Here is a 17,449-nt window from a genome sequence, read left to right as displayed (position 1 = left end):
CGTTGATTTCCACTCCAGGCACTCGCTTTCCGCGGGCGGTCGTGGAGCCTCCTCGGCTTGAGCCTGCGGGGTCTCCCCTAGACGCGCTTTTCCCGCAGGAGTCTCGAACACCCGCTCCAATCAACTGGAACGTATTTTAAATGAAAAAACTATGGGCAAACTACTTTTCTTCTAATTTGGCTATAGGAGGGGGCGGAATGGCTTTTTAATAGTTTTTTTATGGCTTCCTCAATGGATGGAAGAAATTTGCGACACTCCTGCCGAAAAACTGGCTTGCCGAGACCCCACAGACGCTTGCGTCGAGGAGGCTTGGCAGACAGTCGGCGGAAAGGGAGCGGATTTCTGAAATCAACTGGAGCGTTTTTTAAATAAAAAAACTATAAGCAAACTTACTTTTTCTCTAGTTTGACTATAGTCTGGAGAGGGGTGGAATGGCCTCATCCCGAACCATATAGGGATGAGGCCAAAAAGCTTCTAATTCTTTATTAAAATAGTTAACCTTTTAAAGGTACTTTCCCTATGAAAGTATTCTTTTGAAGATCATAATGATTTTCTATATCTTTCCCAAGCCTGTTTGTAAGTTGGGTTAGCTTTTGTACTATATAGCTTAATTCAAAAACATTGTATAATTTATTCACTTCCCAAATTGATGCTAGTCTTGCGCTATTTCCAAAGGGAAGTAAAGAAATTATTGCTTCATCTTCATCAAATTCCAGAGAATAATATTTGAATTCATGTACGACTCCACCTTTTTTGTTTGTTTGTCCCCATTTTAGTAAATAGAGATAAAATTCTAACAATGCAATATCCGCTTGGAAATATATATCATTATTTATTTTAATTGTAAGTATCCCCTCAACCCTTAATGCAATGGCAGGAGAATGTCTTAAATCAAAGGGAATAGAGTCTTTATCAGTTGTAAACTGATATTCAAATTCTACGCTATCGGATAACTTTTCCATATGTCCCCATCTTACTATCACAATTTTTATTTTCTTTTCACCTTTAGTACCTATCTTTTATTCACTGTAATGACCAATGATAACTTATCATTATCATTTACAGAAATACTTATATTCTTGATTGCAAACTTTCTTTTATCCATTGATTTAAAAGCGTAATTTCACCCGTATCCGTATTAATATACATATTAGAAGTAATTTCTAGTCCTTCTGACTATAAATGAGAAGATATAGAAATTTATTTTTCTGAGTATTATGACATTAACGTTTATAAAGAATCTTTATCTACACCGAGCTCTTTTCCTGTTACTATCTTCTGTTGTTTCTTTAGAAATATATAGCATTACATTGTATTTTATTAATTGTCCAAACTATAATATTAATTTGGTCTAAATGAAGTAGTCACTCCTGGTAAAACGCTAAAGCGAGATTTATTTAATGCATATGCTGTACCTGTAAGAGTTGCATATCCACCGTTATTTTTATTCATTGTTACACCACCGCTAATAGTTGAACCTAAAGCTCCCATGCCACCTACAGGTGCATCTCTCTTAAAACCAGAATGGTATCTTAATTTTACAATACCTTTAAAATTATACGGCCATGCTGTAGCGGGTTTAACAGACCAATATACACTTCTACCTGTATCACTTGCTACAATACTAGCTCGTCCTCCAGGACCAGTAGCTGATGAATACGACATAGGATTATTCTCATTTATAACAACACTATTAGGATGATTAAAAATAACATCAGATATTTCTGTATCATTTCCAAAACTTCTAACTGTAATTTCATCGTCCATATAGATAATTTCACCTGTTTGAGCTAATTCTTCTAATTCTTGATCATCTTTTTGGCTGGAAAATGTTGGGGTGGCTGATACTAAAGAAAACAACATGAAAACTATTAGTAAAACGATCTTTTTCACAAAGTTTACCTCCTCTTCTATAATGTGTATTTTAGTTATATAATAAATAAAATATGAGGTGGTTAATTTGAAACAAAATCATGATTATTATCAAAATCTATTAAAAAGACTTTGTAAAGCTGATAATATTTCTCCTCGAAAACCTAGGTTTGAAAATATTGAAGATCTAGTAATTATTCATGTTAAAAATCATTTGAAAGAAGGGGTAGATTTAGAATGTTTTAAAATTTTAAATCTTATTTATCAAACAGTCGTGCCTTTAGGTATAAAATTCAATCAACAGTTATATTTATATCCAAATGGAGATAGATTAGATAGAGTAGCGATAACCTTTAACAAAAATGATTATATACTTTTAAATAAAAAACTAGAAAAAGGAGAGATATAAATAATCAATACATATTGGAGATGGCCTCCCTATAAGTGGGCTATTTTTTTTGGTCTTCCTCATTGTTTTAGATATGTCGGCTTGGTAAAATGCCAGCACCGCCAAAATTCGAAATACTACCCGAACCCTGCTGTAGAAAAGCCTTTTTATTCAACATTCTTCCCCTCCCCCCGATAATGTTTTTTTTCTAGAAACAAAGGACATGTTTACCATGTTACATTAAAACAATTAAAAATAAAAGAGATTTATAGTTAAAAATACCTAGATAGTGTTAATTGATATTTAGGAATAAATGCAAAAACTCCTACGGGAAAATCCATAGGAGTATGAGGTAAGGTTTTCTGATTTTTGGAAATCCTGTCCATGTTCAAAAATATGCTTCGTACTCTTTCGGTGATCATGAATAGGGAGAAGGGATAATTGTGGCTATTAGAATTTTTGTCTCTGCTGAACCAATGCAACCTATTAGAAACTCAAGACATCCAATTATGAGCTGGAAATCGAGTGCCTGGGGTGGACCGCATCGTTCAAAGAAATAGAAAGAACCTTTGATCATTCCTATTCTCCAAAACGAGAAAGAATTCCAGAATCTCTAACATGGGTGACGGAAGTTCGTAAAAAAATGCGGTGTACAAAGCGCTATCAGCGCTTATCATCATCAACCAAAGTTATCACGACATTTCCTTTTTTATGTCCTAGCTCTACGTATTTATGAGCTTCGGGAATCTGTTCCAGCGGGTAGCGTTTATCAATGACCGATATTAATTCTCCAGTTTCGATTAGCTCTTTGAGAAATAGTAAATCTTCCGTACGTTCCTTTGCTATTCCCTGTCCTTCAACGGACACGTATCGCCCGTTCAGGGTTAGTGCTTTTTTGCATGTGGCTTTCGAACTTTTCCCGACTGCATCAAAGATGATATCATATTGCTCTTGTCTTTCCGAAAAATCCTCTTCCGTATAATCAATTACTTTATCGGCTCCCAATGATTTCACCAATTCAAAATTAGCGGCACTGCATACTCCGGTAACTTCTGTTCCAAAGTATTTGGCCAGCTGCACCGCGGAAGTGCCCACCGAACCGGATGCGCCATAGATGAGGACTTTTTGTCCGTCCTGGATATTGGCTTTTCTGAAAAAATGCAGAGCTGTCGTTCCGCCAAAAGAAACGGCGGCGGCTTCTTCATAGGTCATATTGGCAGGCTTCATTGCGATTGGGCCGTCTTCGGGTAAGCATGTGTATTCGGCATGGGCCCCGAAATTCATTCCAGTCATGGCAAAAATCTGGTCGCCTTTTTTGAATTTCGTCACATTCCTCCCCGTGTCTTCTATCTCCCCGGACAACTCCACTCCGAGTATCGGTTTTCGCGGTTTTCTAAGGCCCAGGAAGAGTCGCATCGGCAGCCATAATAAGAAAGGGCTATTGAAACTCCTGACTCGTACGTCCCCAGAAGCCACTGTTGCCGCGTGAACCTTTACCAGTATTTCGTTGTCCTTTGGGGTTGGCTTTACTATCTCTTTGAGTTCCAGTACATCGGGTGAACCGTATTTCGTGCATACCATTGCTTTCATCGCAAGTCTCCTTAGTTTTTGATACAATCTTTTAATACTATGATAGAAGCTGTAAGATAAAACTAACGTAACTGAAGTAACTTCTGATCAAATGTTGAAAAGCAGTGAGTTTCATGGGGGATTCCCTGAGGCAATCAAGAGTACGTTCATTCGGATAATGCCGCGAAGCCTTTGGCTTTGCTGATAAACGGCAAAAGGAGATTAAAGAATGACCATTAATGAAAGACCAAGAAGAATAATTTTAGATTTAGCAGTTACATTAGATGGATTTATTGAAGGGCCGAAAGGAGAAATCGACTGGTGCATTATGGACTCTGAAATGGGGTTCATTGATTTCTTGAATCAAATTGATACTATTTTTTATGGAAGAAAAAGCTATGATTTATGGGGGCAATATACGCCAGAAAATGAGGTATCCGATACTGAGAAAGAAATGTGGAATATTGTTCATGGCAAACAAAAATTCATGTTTTCTAAAACGAAAAAAAGCATTGATAATAACGTAACGATCATAAATGATAATATTGTTGAAGAAGTAAATAAAATAAAGAATACGCCTGGTAAAGACATCTGGCTTTATGGAGGGTCAAGTCTTATTACATCTTTTATAAGATTGGGGCTGGTTGATGAATTCAGGTTATCTGTTCACCCTGTTATTTTAGGGGAAGGAAAACCTTTGTTTATTGACATAAAGGAGAGATTGAACCTAACACTGGTTAATACAAAAAGCTTTTCCTCTGGCGTTGTCCAACTTTGCTATCATCTTAATGAAGAGTAATGGTTAAGCATGACGATATATTTCTTCTTCAAACTAATGGGGGAGTTTACGGAATAAAGATCATTAAAATGATCAAACACTATTATGAAAAATTCATAATTAGATAAAAGAGTAACTCCATTTTAAAAAAAATGGAGTTTTTGTATTTGCCGTTAAATTAGATTGAAGGGAATTTATACACTATCTGTTATTGAATTCACGATATCGACGAAAACAACAGGTTTAGCTCTGAAAATGGAGAAATATCGACGTTACTTACAAGTTTATCTCCGAATAAAGAGATATATCAACGAAAACTGCCGATATATCTCCGAATAAAGAGATATATCAACGAAAACTGCCGATATATCTCCGAATAAAGAGATATATCGACGAAAATACAGGTATATCTCTGAAAATGGAGAGATACGAGTAAATCCCCAAAACTTATGAGTAAAACCCTAAATAAGGCTAGTAAGGTATCCGGACTTGATGTGTGGATACCTTTTTTTATACATATTGCAATTTATAAATTATAAAATGTAATATATATATTGCAAAAAGTAAAATGAATCATATAATAAGGGTAAGCGATGGAATTAAATGGAGGTCGATTAAAGATGAATCTATTTAAACGAACGAAAAAGATCACGGATGAGCGGATTGAGAATGTTAGAAATAAAATTTATAAAGAAATGTATTATGTCATCTTGGTCATTTGCCTGGCGAGTGCACTTTTCAAACTATATAAATATGGTGCAGGCAGCGGGGAGTTATATCTGGAATTCGCGATCCTTGTTGTTGGGGGGCTGTATTACTTAGCTCGTTCGATTTTCTTAGGTGTATTCTGGGATGAAGTGGAGATGCATGACCGCAACAGCAAAACACCGATGAGCAAGAAGACGGTTCTTGGGGCGGTTGCTTTAGCACTTATCATCGCTATATTCATGGGCGTGAATAGTGCTGTATCCTATGCCGATGGCAGTTCCCAGGGCGTATGGTATTTTATATTGGTATCGTTTGTATCCGTCATGATCTATTTGCCGATTTTACTTCTGTTTTTTGGCGGTATATACTTGCTGGCGAAGAAAATCGGAATGAAAAATAGCTAAGATAATAAGAAATAGTAGGTGCTGTCCCTTGAAGAATATAAAACTGAAGCTTGCGAGAGTAGAAAAGGACTTGTCACAAGAAGAACTGGCCAAGATTGTCGGCGTATCCAGGCAAACGATAGGATTGATTGAATCCGGAAAGTATAATCCCTCATTAAGTTTATGTGTCGGGATTTGTAAAGCATTATCCCGTACATTGGATGATTTGTTTTGGGAGGAAGACTAATTGGGTATCCATTGACTTGGATATCTTTTTTTTCAGGAATTTATCATCAAAAAATGGGGGAAGGTATAGCATGTAAGCAAAAATCTAACATTCGAGAGGGATGGTTTGATGGATCGTACGATTGGTTACTTACGTGAGATATTGTCTAACTATACGGACCAATATCCTGAAGCGCAGGAAATATATAATAAAATCAAAAGCGGACACTTTCATTCGGAAGAAGAACTCGTCAATAAGCTATCCGGTAAAGAGGCCAGTCTCCTTAACCATATTCTTCCTCAGGAAATCAAGCATGCAAAGGAAGCGAGTGATTCGGAACGGGTCACGCAATTATCAGAGGTATATGAACTGATTATTATATGATGAAACCTTGTCCATGATGATCATGGACAAGGTTTTGTTGGTTTTATTCCATTTCACTAAGTGAATCCATATGACTGGCAATCATGGCGATGATCGTGCTTGCTTCTTCCTTGCTGAAAATGAAATTCGTTTCATCCTTTATCAGGTCATCATCCGCTGTCCTAATCCGATTGATCCGTTTCAGCACACCATCACCCGTCTCCTGAACGATACCGAACTGGTAGGTGACCTCCACTTCATTATCCTGGATATAGGCAGTCACTTCAGGCGTTTCCCAATCTACATCGATTTCGTATATATCGGAATTTTCGCCGTCAGGATCATACAAATCATCATTATCATCATCCATATCCATTTCATATGCATAATCGTAATCATCATCATCCTCATCTTCTTCCAAATAGTTATGGAAGCTCTCATGGACAGCATCGATGATATCTTCAATATCCGAAAGGATGACCTTGCTGATCTGCCCTAAATCCGGATCGAACGATTCCATATAAAATTCTTCATTATACGGATCAAAAAACAGCGAGGAAAAATAATCCCGCTCATCGTCTTCCAGCTCTGTATAAAACTCGATGCGTGGATGCTTAGACCCGCGCTCCACGATCATACTGCCATTGCGATCGTATTTCTCACAAATTGATTTAAGATGATCCTGCAATTCCCCGCTTACTCTGTCAAACCATTCTAATGACATCAACATCCACTTCCTTTCGAGATTATTATTTCCCAGAAAAGCCGAACATGACATGCCATTTAAAGGCAGCTGCAATTTAACTACGCATCAGGAATGTCTGTAATAAAAAAAGAATATAAAGGGAAAATAAGATAAAAGCAAAAACGTTAGATTTCCCTATACCTTTCAATGATGAAGTCAATAAAATACCTGCTGGCGATTGGCAATACCCTTTTATCCTTATACGCCAAAGTAATGGTTCGGATAATAGAAGGAGAGATGCTTTTCGTTACAATATTATAGGGACATTTATGTAAGAGCAGTTTCGGTAAAATCGAAATGCCAAGCCCTTGTTCAATCATGGACATAATCGCATAAGGATCATATACCCGGTATTGTGTATCAGGTTCAAAATCGAACTGTTTAAAAATCATTAATGGTTCATGTACCACTCCCTCATCCAACAGAATATAAGGATCTTTTAGCAATTCCTCCAAGGAGACTTCTGTGAATGATGTTAAAGGATGATCTACTGGCATTACAGCCACCATTTCATCTTTTTGCAAGGGAATCGTAGTTAAATCCGAAACATTTGAATTCACAAAGCCAAAGTCTACGCTGCCTTCTTTAATCCAGTTTGAGATTTCCGTATAATTTCCTTGATGTAATTCGAAATGTACAGTTGGATAAAGTTCTTTAAAATCCTTGATCAATCCTGGTATCCAATGACATGTAACACTGGAAAAGGTGCCAATTCGAATAAGGCCGCTTTGCAGTCCCTCCATCTCTTTATGCTTTTCAGTCAGTTCCCTATGTGAATTGCAAATCTTCCTGATATATGGCAAAAATTCCTCGCCATCTGGTGTCAGTGTAATACCCTTTCGAGAACGTAAGATAAGAGTGGTGGAAAGCTCTTCCTCTAATGAATGCACCATTTGGCTAATGGCGGACTGCGTATAGCCAAGTTCTTCAGCCGCTTTTGTAAAACTGCCTGTTTCTATGGTTTTGATAAAAGCATAATACGAATTCAACCGAACTGACCCCTTTGCATTAGTAATTCTAATAGACCTATTATAAAAATTGATTTTACTAATGTAAATGGAAGAAATAAAATATAGTTGGAATCTAAAATTAAATCATGGAGTTGAAGCAGAAAAATAATGAAGATTAACGTTAAATACAGAAATATTATTTATGTATGTTTAATGGCTTTTTGTATGTCCTTTTTTATTTCATTCATATTAGTTTCAATAAATAGGGGGTATGATCATCAATTCTTATCTGCATGGTTAAAAACTTGGTCACAGGCTTTTATTTGTGCTTTCTTTGGAGCTTACTTCTTTCCGAGAGTCATACAACAAATAATGAGAAGAATTAATTTTGTAGAAAAACCGCCCATGATTGAGAAGGATTTATTAGTGAGAGAAGAAGACAATGGATGATGCCAGTAGATAATTAAAAGGATTTCCTGATTTTAGTGCTGCCCAAATGATGGGGAGCCTTTTTTGCGTTTCCCTGCAAAATTTCAAGATCATGCTACTTTCATCCTGTAAAAGTTTATATAGAGTGTGAAAGGGGGTGAGTGGCATGGCAAACCAGATTCCAGTTTCAAGTACATTGCGGATCGATTTTGAGACGGGGTTAAATGAAAAAGGGGCTCTCGTTTTCAAGCGGAGGACCTTTTCGAACATCAAGGTCGAGGCGACTGCGGATCAGTTGTTTTCGACGGCTGTTGCAATCACAAGTGTGCAGAATTATCCAATGGGTGAAGTGACCCGGGTGGATATGTATTCATTGATTGGCTAAACGGTATTTGGAAAGAGGCCGGAAGCGGGGGAGGTGATTTGAAATGGCTAAAGTACTGGAATTGATTTTCGTTACGGAGGAAGGAAAGTCAGCGACGATTTCCGTTGATAATCCGAAGGAGCCGGTCGAAGTGAATACGGTTAAACTGGCAATGGAAAAAATCATTGCGGGGAACGTGTTCGTTACATCTTCAGGGGATTTCGTCGATTTGAAAGCGGCACGCCTTGTCGAGCGGAATGTCGAGGAAGTGGAACTCATCTAAGAACGGGTCTTGTTGGTCACCCTGGAAGAGAGGTGAAAAAAGTGGATCAAATCCTGCCGTTTGTCAGTGATATTGGGTTCCCGATCATTGTTACCCTTTATTTGCTTCATAGGATTGAAACGAAATTGGATACTTTGAATGAAACCCTTGTGGAGCTGCCAGAACGCCTGCGAGAAGGGATTCCGAAGTCAGGTTAAGGATAAGCGGGGAGCCTCATGGGTGATAGCATCCATGAGGCTTTTCCTTTTAAAATGGAAAAGTTTTAATAGATTCTAGTTTTATATCAAAACTATCGGGTATACATAAAACTGTAGCTAGTTCATCAAAAATCCAAATAATAAGGAGGAGTTTTAATGGCTAACAACAATGAAAAAATGAGCAGGGAAGAAGCTGGCCGCAAAGGCGGGGAAGCTACAGCAAAAAATCATGATAAGGAATTTTTCCAAGAGATCGGTCAAAAAGGCGGAGAGGCCACTTCCGAAAATCATGATAAGGAATTCTATCAGGAAATCGGCAAAAAAGGCGGAGAGGCTAGAGCCGATCAACGTGATTCCGATGATTGAAAAATGAGCAGGAAAAAGCAGGACTTAATGGCGGGGAAAAAAAGCCGCCGCTAAAAAAAGATCTGAAGTTTTTAGCTGAATCTAGTTTTATGGCTGTTCAAGCGCGTACATGACATATGTAGCTAGTACATGGAAAATCCAAATAATAAGGAGGAATTTTTAATGGCTAACAACAATGAGAAAATGAGTCGTGAAGAAGCAGGACGTAAAGGTGGAGAAACAACAGCGAAAAATCATGATAAGGAATTCTATCAAGAGATTGGCCAAAAAGGCGGAGAAGCGACATCCGAAAATCATGATAAGGAATTCTATCAAGAAATTGGCCAAAAAGGCGGAGAAGCGACATCCGAAAATCATGATAAGGAATTCTATCAAGAGATTGGCCAAAAAGGCGGAGAAGCCACATCCGAAAATCATGATAAGGAATTCTATCAAGAGATTGGTAAAAAAGGCGGAGAAGCGACATCCGAAAGTCATGGCAAGGAATTCTATCAGGAAATCGGCGAAAAAGGCGGAGAAGCACGGGCCAATCAACGTGATGATTCCGATGATGGAAAAATGAGCCGTGAAGAAGCAGGACGCAAAGGCGGGGAAAAAAGCCGCCGTTAAAATATAATATAGTGAAACATATAAATGACCGAGGGAGTAAACATTCCCTCGGTTTTTTTATGCCAGTACAGCACATTGCAAAGTGTTCTCAGGGATTAAAGTGGGTAAAGAATAACACCTATAAAAGAAGAGGTGATGAAGAAGTTGATTGTCCATTATTCATTTCCCCATTTAAAAGTAGGCGGAGTTACATTCACTGCACGGCATTCATTGCTTGCTCTTGGTCTTGCGGGAATTGCTTATCTGGTTTCCAATAAGAGGAAGCATCAAGCGGTATTCAAAACGGCTTCATTGATGTGCAAAATTGAACGGAAAGAGGATTCCATCAAGCTTATTTGGCCTGATGAAGGTGGTTACTATCGGGTATTCAGAGGGCGAGAGCTGATTTACAGCGGCTCGGAGCCGAAGATGGCAGATCGGGGTCTGGCTCCAGGAACCATCTATACGTACACGATAGATAGCTTGAATGATAAAGAACAGGCAGTGAACAGGATGAAAATACAGACATCAACGACTGCCGAAAATAAAAAAGAGGATAATATCCTTTTGGATTTGGTATTCACGACAATTGTCGCAAAAGGCCAAGCCAGCCTGGAATGGGAGCCCATCAAGGGAATAAAAGAATATACGATTTATCGAAACGGCGTGGATATTGGGAAAGTGAGTGGATGTTCCTTCAATGATCGGAGTATTAATGAAAATCAGGAATACACATATACCATTAAAGCGAAGCGGCCACTACCGCGTTCAGAGCAGGAATCCTATGCCGTGAAATCCCTTGTAGCAAGTATTGTCGGAGCCGTAAAAAAAGGTTCTTCACAAGCAAAGGCGGCGATCGAGGAAATAACGAATACCAAAAAGATAGGACCTGTAAAACAGCTTTTGCAGTCGGTTGAAAACGATGTGGAAGGTAAAAGGAAAAGAAATTGGCAGCTGCGCTATTCCACTTTTTTACCGGAAGAGTGGCTGAAAAACCCCAATCTGGCCTCAAAGGTTCCCTATTTTAAAGGAGACAACCGCGGGTTTGATCCTGAATCATCCCGTTTCCGGACCAGGGTCGATGTGTACATTCACGAAAAGGAAAGGGAAGCCGAGATTGAATTTTCCAAAGCTGTCGGGAAAAGTGAGGCTTACAACCATGATGGGGATTTCCTTGAGGAGGGAGTGGCCTCGGATGAAGGTGTTATAGTGAAGCGCATATTATCCAATCATGAGAAAACGACAATCCAGCTGACACACTCTGTAGGCAATCCGATCATCATTTCACCTGCCGTGGATTATAAAGTGATCGGGACCTTTTACCGAAATGGCGAAATCAATATCGCCGGCTATCATGATCAGGCCCCGCATCACGAAGTCTACCTAAAGGAGACAGACGACCAAAACTGGGAACCGCTGCACCTAGCGGAAAACAAAGGGCTCGAAATGATGGCGCACCCTACGGCCAATCATTTATGGAGATACTCCACATTCACACAATGAAAAGGACGAAAAGCCAAGATCGCTGTTCGTCCTTTTTTTTGTTTATTAGCCTTTGTTATAGGAAAGCATTGATTTTTTTATAGTCTCGTTAAAATACCTATTCCAAATCTGTGAGAAGATGTGACACAAGATTAAGTCATTATAAATGCGGCAATCCTTGTATGACTATCCGTATACCTTTTTGCTTGAAACCTGCTAGACCAGAGTAGCAGCTATTAAGTTATTTGCAATTATTAGTGAATTTTAGGTAATGATCGCTTTTGTTATATCTTCCAATTTTCCCTATTGGTTTTTGGCTAATTAGTTATTTAGGAAAATTTAATTTAACTAATTATTGACCAAAATTCAAACGAAAATAAAATACAATAAGTAAATTGTACCGATTTATATAAAATATGGTAAAATATATCTAGTGTTTATATAATATTTTAATAAAAAATTTGAACTGGAGATGTGTTAGTTGAAAAAAATCATTTCATGTATTGCGGTTTTTATCTTAATATTTTCATTTTTTTCACAGCCTCGTGTAAGTAAAGCAAAGAATCAAAGCGAAAAGAACTATTTAGTAGAGTTTAATAAAAAATTGGATACTAAATTAATTGAAAAAGAGGGAGGGGAAATCAAAGGGAAATACAAGCATTTCAAGACTGCAAAAGCATCATTAACAGCTGATGAATTATATAAAATAAAGAAAAATCCAACTGTAAAACTGATTGAAGAAGATGTAACAGTACAATCTACTCCTTTAAATGGAGAAACATACCTTGAAAATGAATATAGTTGGGGAACAAAACGAATTAATGCTAATAAAGCTCATGAAAATGGTATAACTGGAAAAGGCATTAAACTTGCAATTTTAGACACCGGGATTTCTAATCAATCTGGGATAGTAGTAGAAAAGCAAGCTTCATTTATAGATAGTGAAGAAGATGTTATAGATTTAAACGGTCATGGAACAGCAGTATCTAGTATAATTGCAACTTCATATGAAAATTCTGGATTCCACGGAGTAGCTCCAGATGTTAAATTGTATGTTGGGAAAGTACTTGATCAAAATGGTACAGGACAATATAGTGATATAATTGAAGGAATTGAGTGGGCAATTGAAGAAGATATCAATATTATAAACATGAGCTTCGGTGGTAGTAAAGAATCTGAAATATTGAAAAATGTAATTGATAAAGCTTATGATCAAGGAGTCTTAATGATTTCTTCAGTAGGAAATGAGGGGACTGAAAAAGTTACTTATCCGGCTGCGTATAATAATGTAATTGGTGTTGGAGCATCAGACTTCTATAATCAAATGAGTTCACTGTCTAATTATAGCGATCAATTAGAATTAGTTGCCCCGGGAGTAAATATCCAAACTTTAGATTTAAATGGCGATCATATAACAGCAAGTGGTACTTCTATAGCTGCCTCATATGTTTCTGGAGCTGCAGCTCTTCTTTGGTCACAAAATGTAAACCTTGATAATAAAGAAATGCGCACAAAATTAAAAGACTACGCTACAACACTAGAAAATCAAAAAAAATATGATTTGGTAAATGTTGATCCTTCTTTCTCTCAATATGTTCCAGATAACATTCAAACAGATTCGAAACAAGATGAATTAACCGAAGAGGAATTGGCATTTCTAACTGAAGCTGGTTGGTCAGAAGAAGCTATTGATGGAACAACTAATGAAGAAATGAAAGAGTTTATATCTGAAGGAGCAATGAACCCTGACTATTCTGAAACTACGTATACATTTGTGCCGGAAGATGAAATTAGTGGGGATGTACAAGCTCAAAATTTAAAGAATGGTGGAAGTATTACTCTAAAGGTAAGTGCGTCTTATCTTGGAATTAAGAATAGTAATGAAAAACAGTTTAAAATAAATGGTAGTTATAATTGGAATAGCATGCCAAAAAATCGGTACGTGGATCTTTTTGCTCTTGCCTGGACTGATAACGCTTGGTATAAATCTACAAGTAAATTATCTCATACTTATTATGGTGCAATACCTATTACTGAATCTGTTACTGTTTTTAAACCTTCTTTAAAAGCGGGTATGTCGTGGAAAGTAGACCTACGTGTTGGATCACATGATGATATAGGGAAATTCACTCAATATATTTATCTACCTAAATCTGCTTCAAGTAAAAACAATGGACCTTTACAAGCAATAGTAGAATATTCTCATGCTTTCACAACGATAACTCCATCTATTGGTGGTGGCTCAGGAGGTTTTTCATATGGAATTTCTACAGGAAAGGGTAAAGACTACGCGGATAATCCTCCTATAAGCAGTGTGAAAAGTTACTAAATAAATAGTTAGAGTAACAAAAAAGAGAGAATAAAACATGTAATGTTCAACATTTGGAAGGGGTATCTTGTGCGAAAGTTAATTATTGGTATTGTGATTATTTCATTAATAATATTTGCCTATTACTACTACATTGCTCAAATTGATAAAAAGAACAATAAACTCGATCTTAACGTCGAACAATCCCTTGAACATCAATTGACAACAAAAGACTATGAGAGTTTTACTTATAAAATTACAAATAATACAAATAAGAACTTTAATTTGCTATTTGCTACAGGTAATGAAATAGACGTAGAATTCAAAACAATAACGAATAGTCCAATTAAAGAGGGTACTATCATTACTGTTGAATCTCAACCGACTAAAAAACATAAAAAAGATTTTAATAAAGGAGACACATGGGAGTATACTATAAAAATTAATTCGAAGTTGCTTTCAAAAGGAGACTATCAATTAACTGCTCAATTTATTCCAAGTAATGCTAGTACTCTTAATAAAGTTGAGCAAATAATAACTCACCCTTAACAAATACATAAACACACTTCATAAATATTGTTCTTTAATGTACTAACCACATTTGTTAAAGAGTCGTACCCGCAATTCTATAACGTAAAAAAGGTAATTCAGCTGAATTACCTTTTTTTACGTTATAGAAAGCCAATAAAGAGACTAATTTAACGAAAGCAGAAAATTAAATACCTTTTCCATCTGTGTTTTCATTCCGAGCTTAATAGTTAGGGGCTTCGATTTACAATGTTTACTTCCCGGTAAAGAGCGATTAAAGTGTATCTAGATTAATTTCCGGTTTTTCACTGGCAACTGCTATTAATATTATCTGCTCCTACCCCAAACTTCTGAAGATGTTTAATTAGCCTATTCTTGATCTTCTTTCCCTAAGTGCGAACTTTTTCTCCACGGTCTTTAATTAAATTTACATTAATGTTTGCAAGTCTATTTATAAAAACCGCTTTCGAACACTTGGCGACGGCAGCATACAGCTTTCTTCTTTCTTTCCGAACCATTTGTAACGGTTCCTGGCAATAAAATCATAAACGAAGTTCCGGATGAAGCTTGGGACGATGATGAAACCGTAAAGCAATTTCCATGCCCCTTGTAAGCGGCAGCAAATCCTCAAGGCTGCAGACGATTTATAATAGGCCTTATCCTTTTCGATCAGCACCATACTATCTATATCTGCAGGAACATCATACTTCTTCAGCAACTCTTGTCCTGCCTCACTTTGAAGCGAAGCGTAATGAAAAAGCCCCTGCGGATCCCGCTTTATAATGAACTGGACACTCGAATCGCAAAAGTTGCATTCACCATCAAACAAAATGACCGGATTCATGAACATTCCTCCTATAGAGAGACGTTATCATACTTATGCTTATATAATATACTACCCGTTTTGAAAAAGCGAAAACGTCTGGAACTGCCTGGAGTTTTGATGATGGAAGGGATTGTCGTTCCGGCAAGTCACTAACGGGTACGTAAACCAATTGGCGGGTGGACCCATGATATAGGCAGTTTTTTGACTGTTATCAAACTGTTATTTTCCATTAACTAAACTGTAAACAAGCTGTGATATGGTAGATACTCCAATGAAGTTCCAAGCCGGCAATCCTATAGTAGAGGAACGCCGGCTTTTTCATTCAAACCATAAATGAGGATTAGAAAATATAACTGGCAGTTTCTTTATAGGAGGTAAGATTTCATGAAACGTGATCCGTATTTTGACAATGCGAAAGCTGTCTTAATCGTACTAGTTGTTTTGGGGCACACATTAGCTAGAATGGTGGAAGAAAACCAATGGATTTTAACTATTTATCTGTTCATTTTTTCATTCCATATGCCAGCTTTTATTTTAGTATCCGGTTATTTTTCCAGAAAGATAAAAAGTAAAAAGGACCTCTGGGGGCTCATTAAGAAAATATTAATTCCCTATGTAATATTCCAGGTGATATATACCTTCTATTATCAGAAGGTATTTGATGAACCAATAGACTTCACAATATTGACTCCAAGATGGGCTTTATGGTTCTTAATAAGCTTATTCTGCTGGAATATATTATTGTTTATATTTTCCTCCAGGAAATATGGAATCGCCCTTTCAATCATTGTCTCTCTAATAATCGGTTACTTTGGTGAAGTGAATGAATGGTTAAGTTTATCGAGAACCTTCTTTTTCTTTCCTTTCTTTTTAATTGGTCATTTTTTAGAAAAAAATCATTTTGAATGGGTTAAAAAGAAAAGTAATGCCCTTATCGGCTGGGCTGTACTAGGGTTAATCTTTATCAGTATTTATTTCTATGGGGAAATGACTTGGAGGGAATGGTTTTATGGCCGCTTAGGTTATCAGGAATTAATGGAAGGCTCCATTGCCCTCGGCTTTATATATAAGTTACTCGTATATTTAATTATGGGAGCAGCAACTTACTGTTTTTTATGTATAGTTCCTAAAAAACAAACGTTTTTTACTGAATTAGGATCCATTACATTAGGTATTTATCTTTTTCATATGTTTTTCCTGGAATATGTTTACAACTCATTTATTTATGATTGGATCAAAGAAAGTGGCCAATACTATGTTTTATTAGTCATACCTGTAACCATAATATTTATATTATCAAGAAAACCGATAGTAAAAGTGGAATGTGCGTTAATAGGAATGAAAATGAAAACATAACAGAATTCTACCTATAAAGTAAATATCCCTTCAGAGATTGAAGGTTAAGACTGTCGACAAACTAGATGAAAAATAAGTCTGCTCAATTTTTATTTAGGTTTGTTTGTAAAACAGGGAACGTCGATTTCCACTTCAGGCACTCGCTTTCCGCGGGCGGGAGCCTCCTCGGCGCTCCTGCGGGGTCTCCCATGCCACGCTTTTCCCGCAGGAGTCTCGCACCTTCCGTTCCAATCGACTTTGTGTTTTGAAAGAAAAACTGTAGGCCGGGCTCATCTAAACCATGTTTAAGACTAGTTTATCCTTCATGTTTTTTCCTGTACTCCTTAATGGATGGAAGAAATTTGCGACACTCCTGCCGAATAACTGGCTAGTCGAGACCCCACAGACGCTTGCGTCGAGGAGGCTTGGCAGACAGTCGGCGGAAAGGGAGCGGATTTCTGAAATCAACTGGAATTTTTAAAAGAAAAAACTGCAGTCAAACTTGAACTGCCCCGTAAATGTTAGACACCAAACTAACATTTACGGGGTGTTTTTTATGGCTAATTTTTCTGCMGAACAGAAAATATTCATTGTACGACTTTACCTTGAAGGAAAGCACAGCTATATGGATCTTCAGAAAATATTTGAAGTTTCKTATCAAATGATTCAAGGATGGGTTCGTTTATACCAAATTCAAGGAGCCGATGGATTTAAGAAATCCTATACAAGTTATTCTACGGAGTTTAAAATGGATGTACTTA

Annotated in this window: 21 protein-coding genes and 1 pseudogene; 16 read left to right on the top strand and 6 right to left on the bottom strand. The window is 37.2% G+C overall.

The annotated features are described in order from the left end of the window. Positions 1-494: 494 nt before the first annotated feature. Both AC1DIV_RS14085 and AC1DIV_RS14080 read right to left on the bottom strand, forming a co-directional pair. Complete coding sequence (locus AC1DIV_RS14085; protein ID WP_477576593.1) at positions 495-962, bottom strand: DUF7878 domain-containing protein; 468 nt, start codon at positions 960-962, stop codon at positions 495-497. Positions 963-1,341: 379 nt separating this feature from the next. Further along, complete coding sequence (locus tag AC1DIV_RS14080; protein WP_251543174.1) at positions 1,342-1,893, bottom strand: hypothetical protein; 552 nt, start codon at positions 1,891-1,893, stop codon at positions 1,342-1,344. 67 nt (positions 1,894-1,960) lie between these two features. Here AC1DIV_RS14080 and AC1DIV_RS14075 point away from each other — a divergent pair, with 67 nt between their 5' ends. Next, positions 1,961-2,281: a hypothetical protein gene (locus AC1DIV_RS14075; protein ID WP_251543176.1), complete on the top strand. Its 321-nt coding sequence runs from the start codon at positions 1,961-1,963 to the stop codon at positions 2,279-2,281. Positions 2,282-2,923: 642 nt separating this feature from the next. Here AC1DIV_RS14075 and AC1DIV_RS14070 read toward each other — a convergent pair. Continuing rightward, positions 2,924-3,850 carry an NAD(P)-dependent alcohol dehydrogenase gene (locus tag AC1DIV_RS14070; RefSeq protein ID WP_477576591.1) on the bottom strand — a complete coding sequence of 309 codons (927 nt, stop codon included), beginning with the start codon at positions 3,848-3,850 and terminating at the stop codon, positions 2,924-2,926. A gap of 208 nt (positions 3,851-4,058) precedes the next feature. Between AC1DIV_RS14070 and AC1DIV_RS14065 the strand changes: the two genes are divergently transcribed. From AC1DIV_RS14065 to AC1DIV_RS14050, 4 genes are all read left to right on the top strand, one after another. Beyond that, positions 4,059-4,628 carry a dihydrofolate reductase family protein gene (locus tag AC1DIV_RS14065; protein ID WP_477576589.1) on the top strand — a complete coding sequence of 190 codons (570 nt, stop codon included), beginning with the start codon at positions 4,059-4,061 and terminating at the stop codon, positions 4,626-4,628. 599 nt (positions 4,629-5,227) lie between these two features. Continuing rightward, positions 5,228-5,719, top strand: a complete 492-nt coding sequence (locus AC1DIV_RS14060; RefSeq protein ID WP_477576587.1) for a DUF6773 family protein — start codon at positions 5,228-5,230, stop codon at positions 5,717-5,719. A gap of 28 nt (positions 5,720-5,747) precedes the next feature. Beyond that, complete coding sequence (locus AC1DIV_RS14055; protein ID WP_034309784.1) at positions 5,748-5,945, top strand: helix-turn-helix transcriptional regulator; 198 nt, start codon at positions 5,748-5,750, stop codon at positions 5,943-5,945. A gap of 108 nt (positions 5,946-6,053) precedes the next feature. Next, a complete protein-coding gene (locus AC1DIV_RS14050; RefSeq protein ID WP_034309781.1) occupies positions 6,054-6,308 on the top strand; it encodes a sigma-G-dependent sporulation-specific acid-soluble spore protein CsgA in 255 nt (84 codons plus the stop codon). Between the two features lie 43 nt (positions 6,309-6,351). Here the strand turns inward: AC1DIV_RS14050 and AC1DIV_RS14045 are convergent, their stop codons facing one another. Next, complete coding sequence (locus AC1DIV_RS14045; protein WP_034309777.1) at positions 6,352-7,011, bottom strand: hypothetical protein; 660 nt, start codon at positions 7,009-7,011, stop codon at positions 6,352-6,354. A gap of 146 nt (positions 7,012-7,157) precedes the next feature. Next, on the bottom strand, positions 7,158-8,021 hold the full coding sequence (locus AC1DIV_RS14040) for a LysR family transcriptional regulator (protein ID WP_477576585.1): 864 nt from the start codon (positions 8,019-8,021) through the stop codon (positions 7,158-7,160). A 129-nt stretch (positions 8,022-8,150) separates the two neighbouring features. On the opposite strand from AC1DIV_RS14040, the gene AC1DIV_RS14035 reads away from it, so the two are divergent. From AC1DIV_RS14035 to AC1DIV_RS13995, 9 genes and pseudogenes are all read left to right on the top strand, one after another. Then, on the top strand, positions 8,151-8,432 hold the full coding sequence (locus AC1DIV_RS14035; protein WP_477576583.1) for a DUF2798 domain-containing protein: 282 nt from the start codon (positions 8,151-8,153) through the stop codon (positions 8,430-8,432). A gap of 145 nt (positions 8,433-8,577) precedes the next feature. After that, positions 8,578-8,796 (top strand): DUF1659 domain-containing protein, encoded by a 219-nt coding sequence (locus tag AC1DIV_RS14030; RefSeq protein ID WP_063594617.1) that lies wholly within the window; start codon positions 8,578-8,580, stop codon positions 8,794-8,796. A gap of 43 nt (positions 8,797-8,839) precedes the next feature. Continuing rightward, the gene (locus AC1DIV_RS14025; RefSeq protein ID WP_053536155.1) at positions 8,840-9,058 is read left to right on the top strand and encodes a DUF2922 domain-containing protein; all 219 of its coding nucleotides are present in this window, start codon (positions 8,840-8,842) and stop codon (positions 9,056-9,058) included. Between the two features lie 41 nt (positions 9,059-9,099). Next, a complete protein-coding gene (locus tag AC1DIV_RS14020) occupies positions 9,100-9,255 on the top strand; it encodes a YvrJ family protein (RefSeq protein WP_034309764.1) in 156 nt (51 codons plus the stop codon). Positions 9,256-9,411: 156 nt separating this feature from the next. Next, positions 9,412-9,615 (top strand): annotated as a pseudogene (locus tag AC1DIV_RS14015) (KGG domain-containing protein); the annotation flags it as partial. A gap of 168 nt (positions 9,616-9,783) precedes the next feature. Next, complete coding sequence (gene gsiB / locus AC1DIV_RS14010) at positions 9,784-10,230, top strand: glucose starvation-inducible protein GsiB (RefSeq protein WP_048883183.1); 447 nt, start codon at positions 9,784-9,786, stop codon at positions 10,228-10,230. Positions 10,231-10,365: 135 nt separating this feature from the next. Continuing rightward, positions 10,366-11,712: a DUF3238 domain-containing protein gene (locus AC1DIV_RS14005; RefSeq protein ID WP_477576581.1), complete on the top strand. Its 1,347-nt coding sequence runs from the start codon at positions 10,366-10,368 to the stop codon at positions 11,710-11,712. A gap of 460 nt (positions 11,713-12,172) precedes the next feature. Continuing rightward, entirely contained in the window at positions 12,173-14,020 is a 1,848-nt protein-coding gene (locus tag AC1DIV_RS14000; protein ID WP_477576579.1) for a S8 family peptidase, read from the top strand. Positions 14,021-14,089: 69 nt separating this feature from the next. After that, entirely contained in the window at positions 14,090-14,548 is a 459-nt protein-coding gene (locus tag AC1DIV_RS13995; RefSeq protein ID WP_063594613.1) for a hypothetical protein, read from the top strand. Positions 14,549-14,978: 430 nt separating this feature from the next. Here the strand turns inward: AC1DIV_RS13995 and AC1DIV_RS13990 are convergent, their stop codons facing one another. Beyond that, entirely contained in the window at positions 14,979-15,371 is a 393-nt protein-coding gene (locus tag AC1DIV_RS13990; RefSeq protein ID WP_477576577.1) for a thiol-disulfide oxidoreductase DCC family protein, read from the bottom strand. A 366-nt stretch (positions 15,372-15,737) separates the two neighbouring features. On the opposite strand from AC1DIV_RS13990, the gene AC1DIV_RS13985 reads away from it, so the two are divergent. Then, positions 15,738-16,709 carry an acyltransferase family protein gene (locus tag AC1DIV_RS13985; RefSeq protein ID WP_477576575.1) on the top strand — a complete coding sequence of 324 codons (972 nt, stop codon included), beginning with the start codon at positions 15,738-15,740 and terminating at the stop codon, positions 16,707-16,709. Between the two features lie 535 nt (positions 16,710-17,244). Further along, the coding region (locus AC1DIV_RS13980; RefSeq protein WP_477576574.1) for a helix-turn-helix domain-containing protein at positions 17,245-17,449 on the top strand (205 nt) is incomplete at its 3' end.

The organism is Peribacillus sp. 05N428, from assembly GCF_056397085.1.
The sequence above is the reverse complement of the archived record's forward strand: the minus strand, read 5'-3'. Positions and strand labels throughout refer to the sequence as shown.

Excerpts from the sequence above, each read along its gene's own strand:
- AC1DIV_RS14005 (WP_477576581.1), top strand. The coding sequence starts at position 10,366 with ATGAAGAAGTTGATTGTCCATTATTCATTTCCCCATTTAAAAGTAGGC.
- AC1DIV_RS14060 (WP_477576587.1), top strand. The coding sequence starts at position 5,228 with ATGAATCTATTTAAACGAACGAAAAAGATCACGGATGAGCGGATTGAG.
- AC1DIV_RS14085 (WP_477576593.1), bottom strand. The coding sequence starts at position 962 with ATGGAAAAGTTATCCGATAGCGTAGAATTTGAATATCAGTTTACAACT.
- gsiB (WP_048883183.1), top strand. The coding sequence starts at position 9,784 with ATGGCTAACAACAATGAGAAAATGAGTCGTGAAGAAGCAGGACGTAAA.
- AC1DIV_RS13990 (WP_477576577.1), bottom strand. The coding sequence starts at position 15,371 with ATGAATCCGGTCATTTTGTTTGATGGTGAATGCAACTTTTGCGATTCG.
- AC1DIV_RS14035 (WP_477576583.1), top strand. The coding sequence starts at position 8,151 with ATGAAGATTAACGTTAAATACAGAAATATTATTTATGTATGTTTAATG.
- AC1DIV_RS14025 (WP_053536155.1), top strand. The coding sequence starts at position 8,840 with ATGGCTAAAGTACTGGAATTGATTTTCGTTACGGAGGAAGGAAAGTCA.
- AC1DIV_RS14070 (WP_477576591.1), bottom strand. The coding sequence starts at position 3,850 with ATGAAAGCAATGGTATGCACGAAATACGGTTCACCCGATGTACTGGAA.
- AC1DIV_RS14050 (WP_034309781.1), top strand. The coding sequence starts at position 6,054 with ATGGATCGTACGATTGGTTACTTACGTGAGATATTGTCTAACTATACG.
- AC1DIV_RS13985 (WP_477576575.1), top strand. The coding sequence starts at position 15,738 with ATGAAACGTGATCCGTATTTTGACAATGCGAAAGCTGTCTTAATCGTA.
- AC1DIV_RS14030 (WP_063594617.1), top strand. The coding sequence starts at position 8,578 with ATGGCAAACCAGATTCCAGTTTCAAGTACATTGCGGATCGATTTTGAG.
- AC1DIV_RS14045 (WP_034309777.1), bottom strand. The coding sequence starts at position 7,011 with ATGTCATTAGAATGGTTTGACAGAGTAAGCGGGGAATTGCAGGATCAT.
- AC1DIV_RS14065 (WP_477576589.1), top strand. The coding sequence starts at position 4,059 with ATGACCATTAATGAAAGACCAAGAAGAATAATTTTAGATTTAGCAGTT.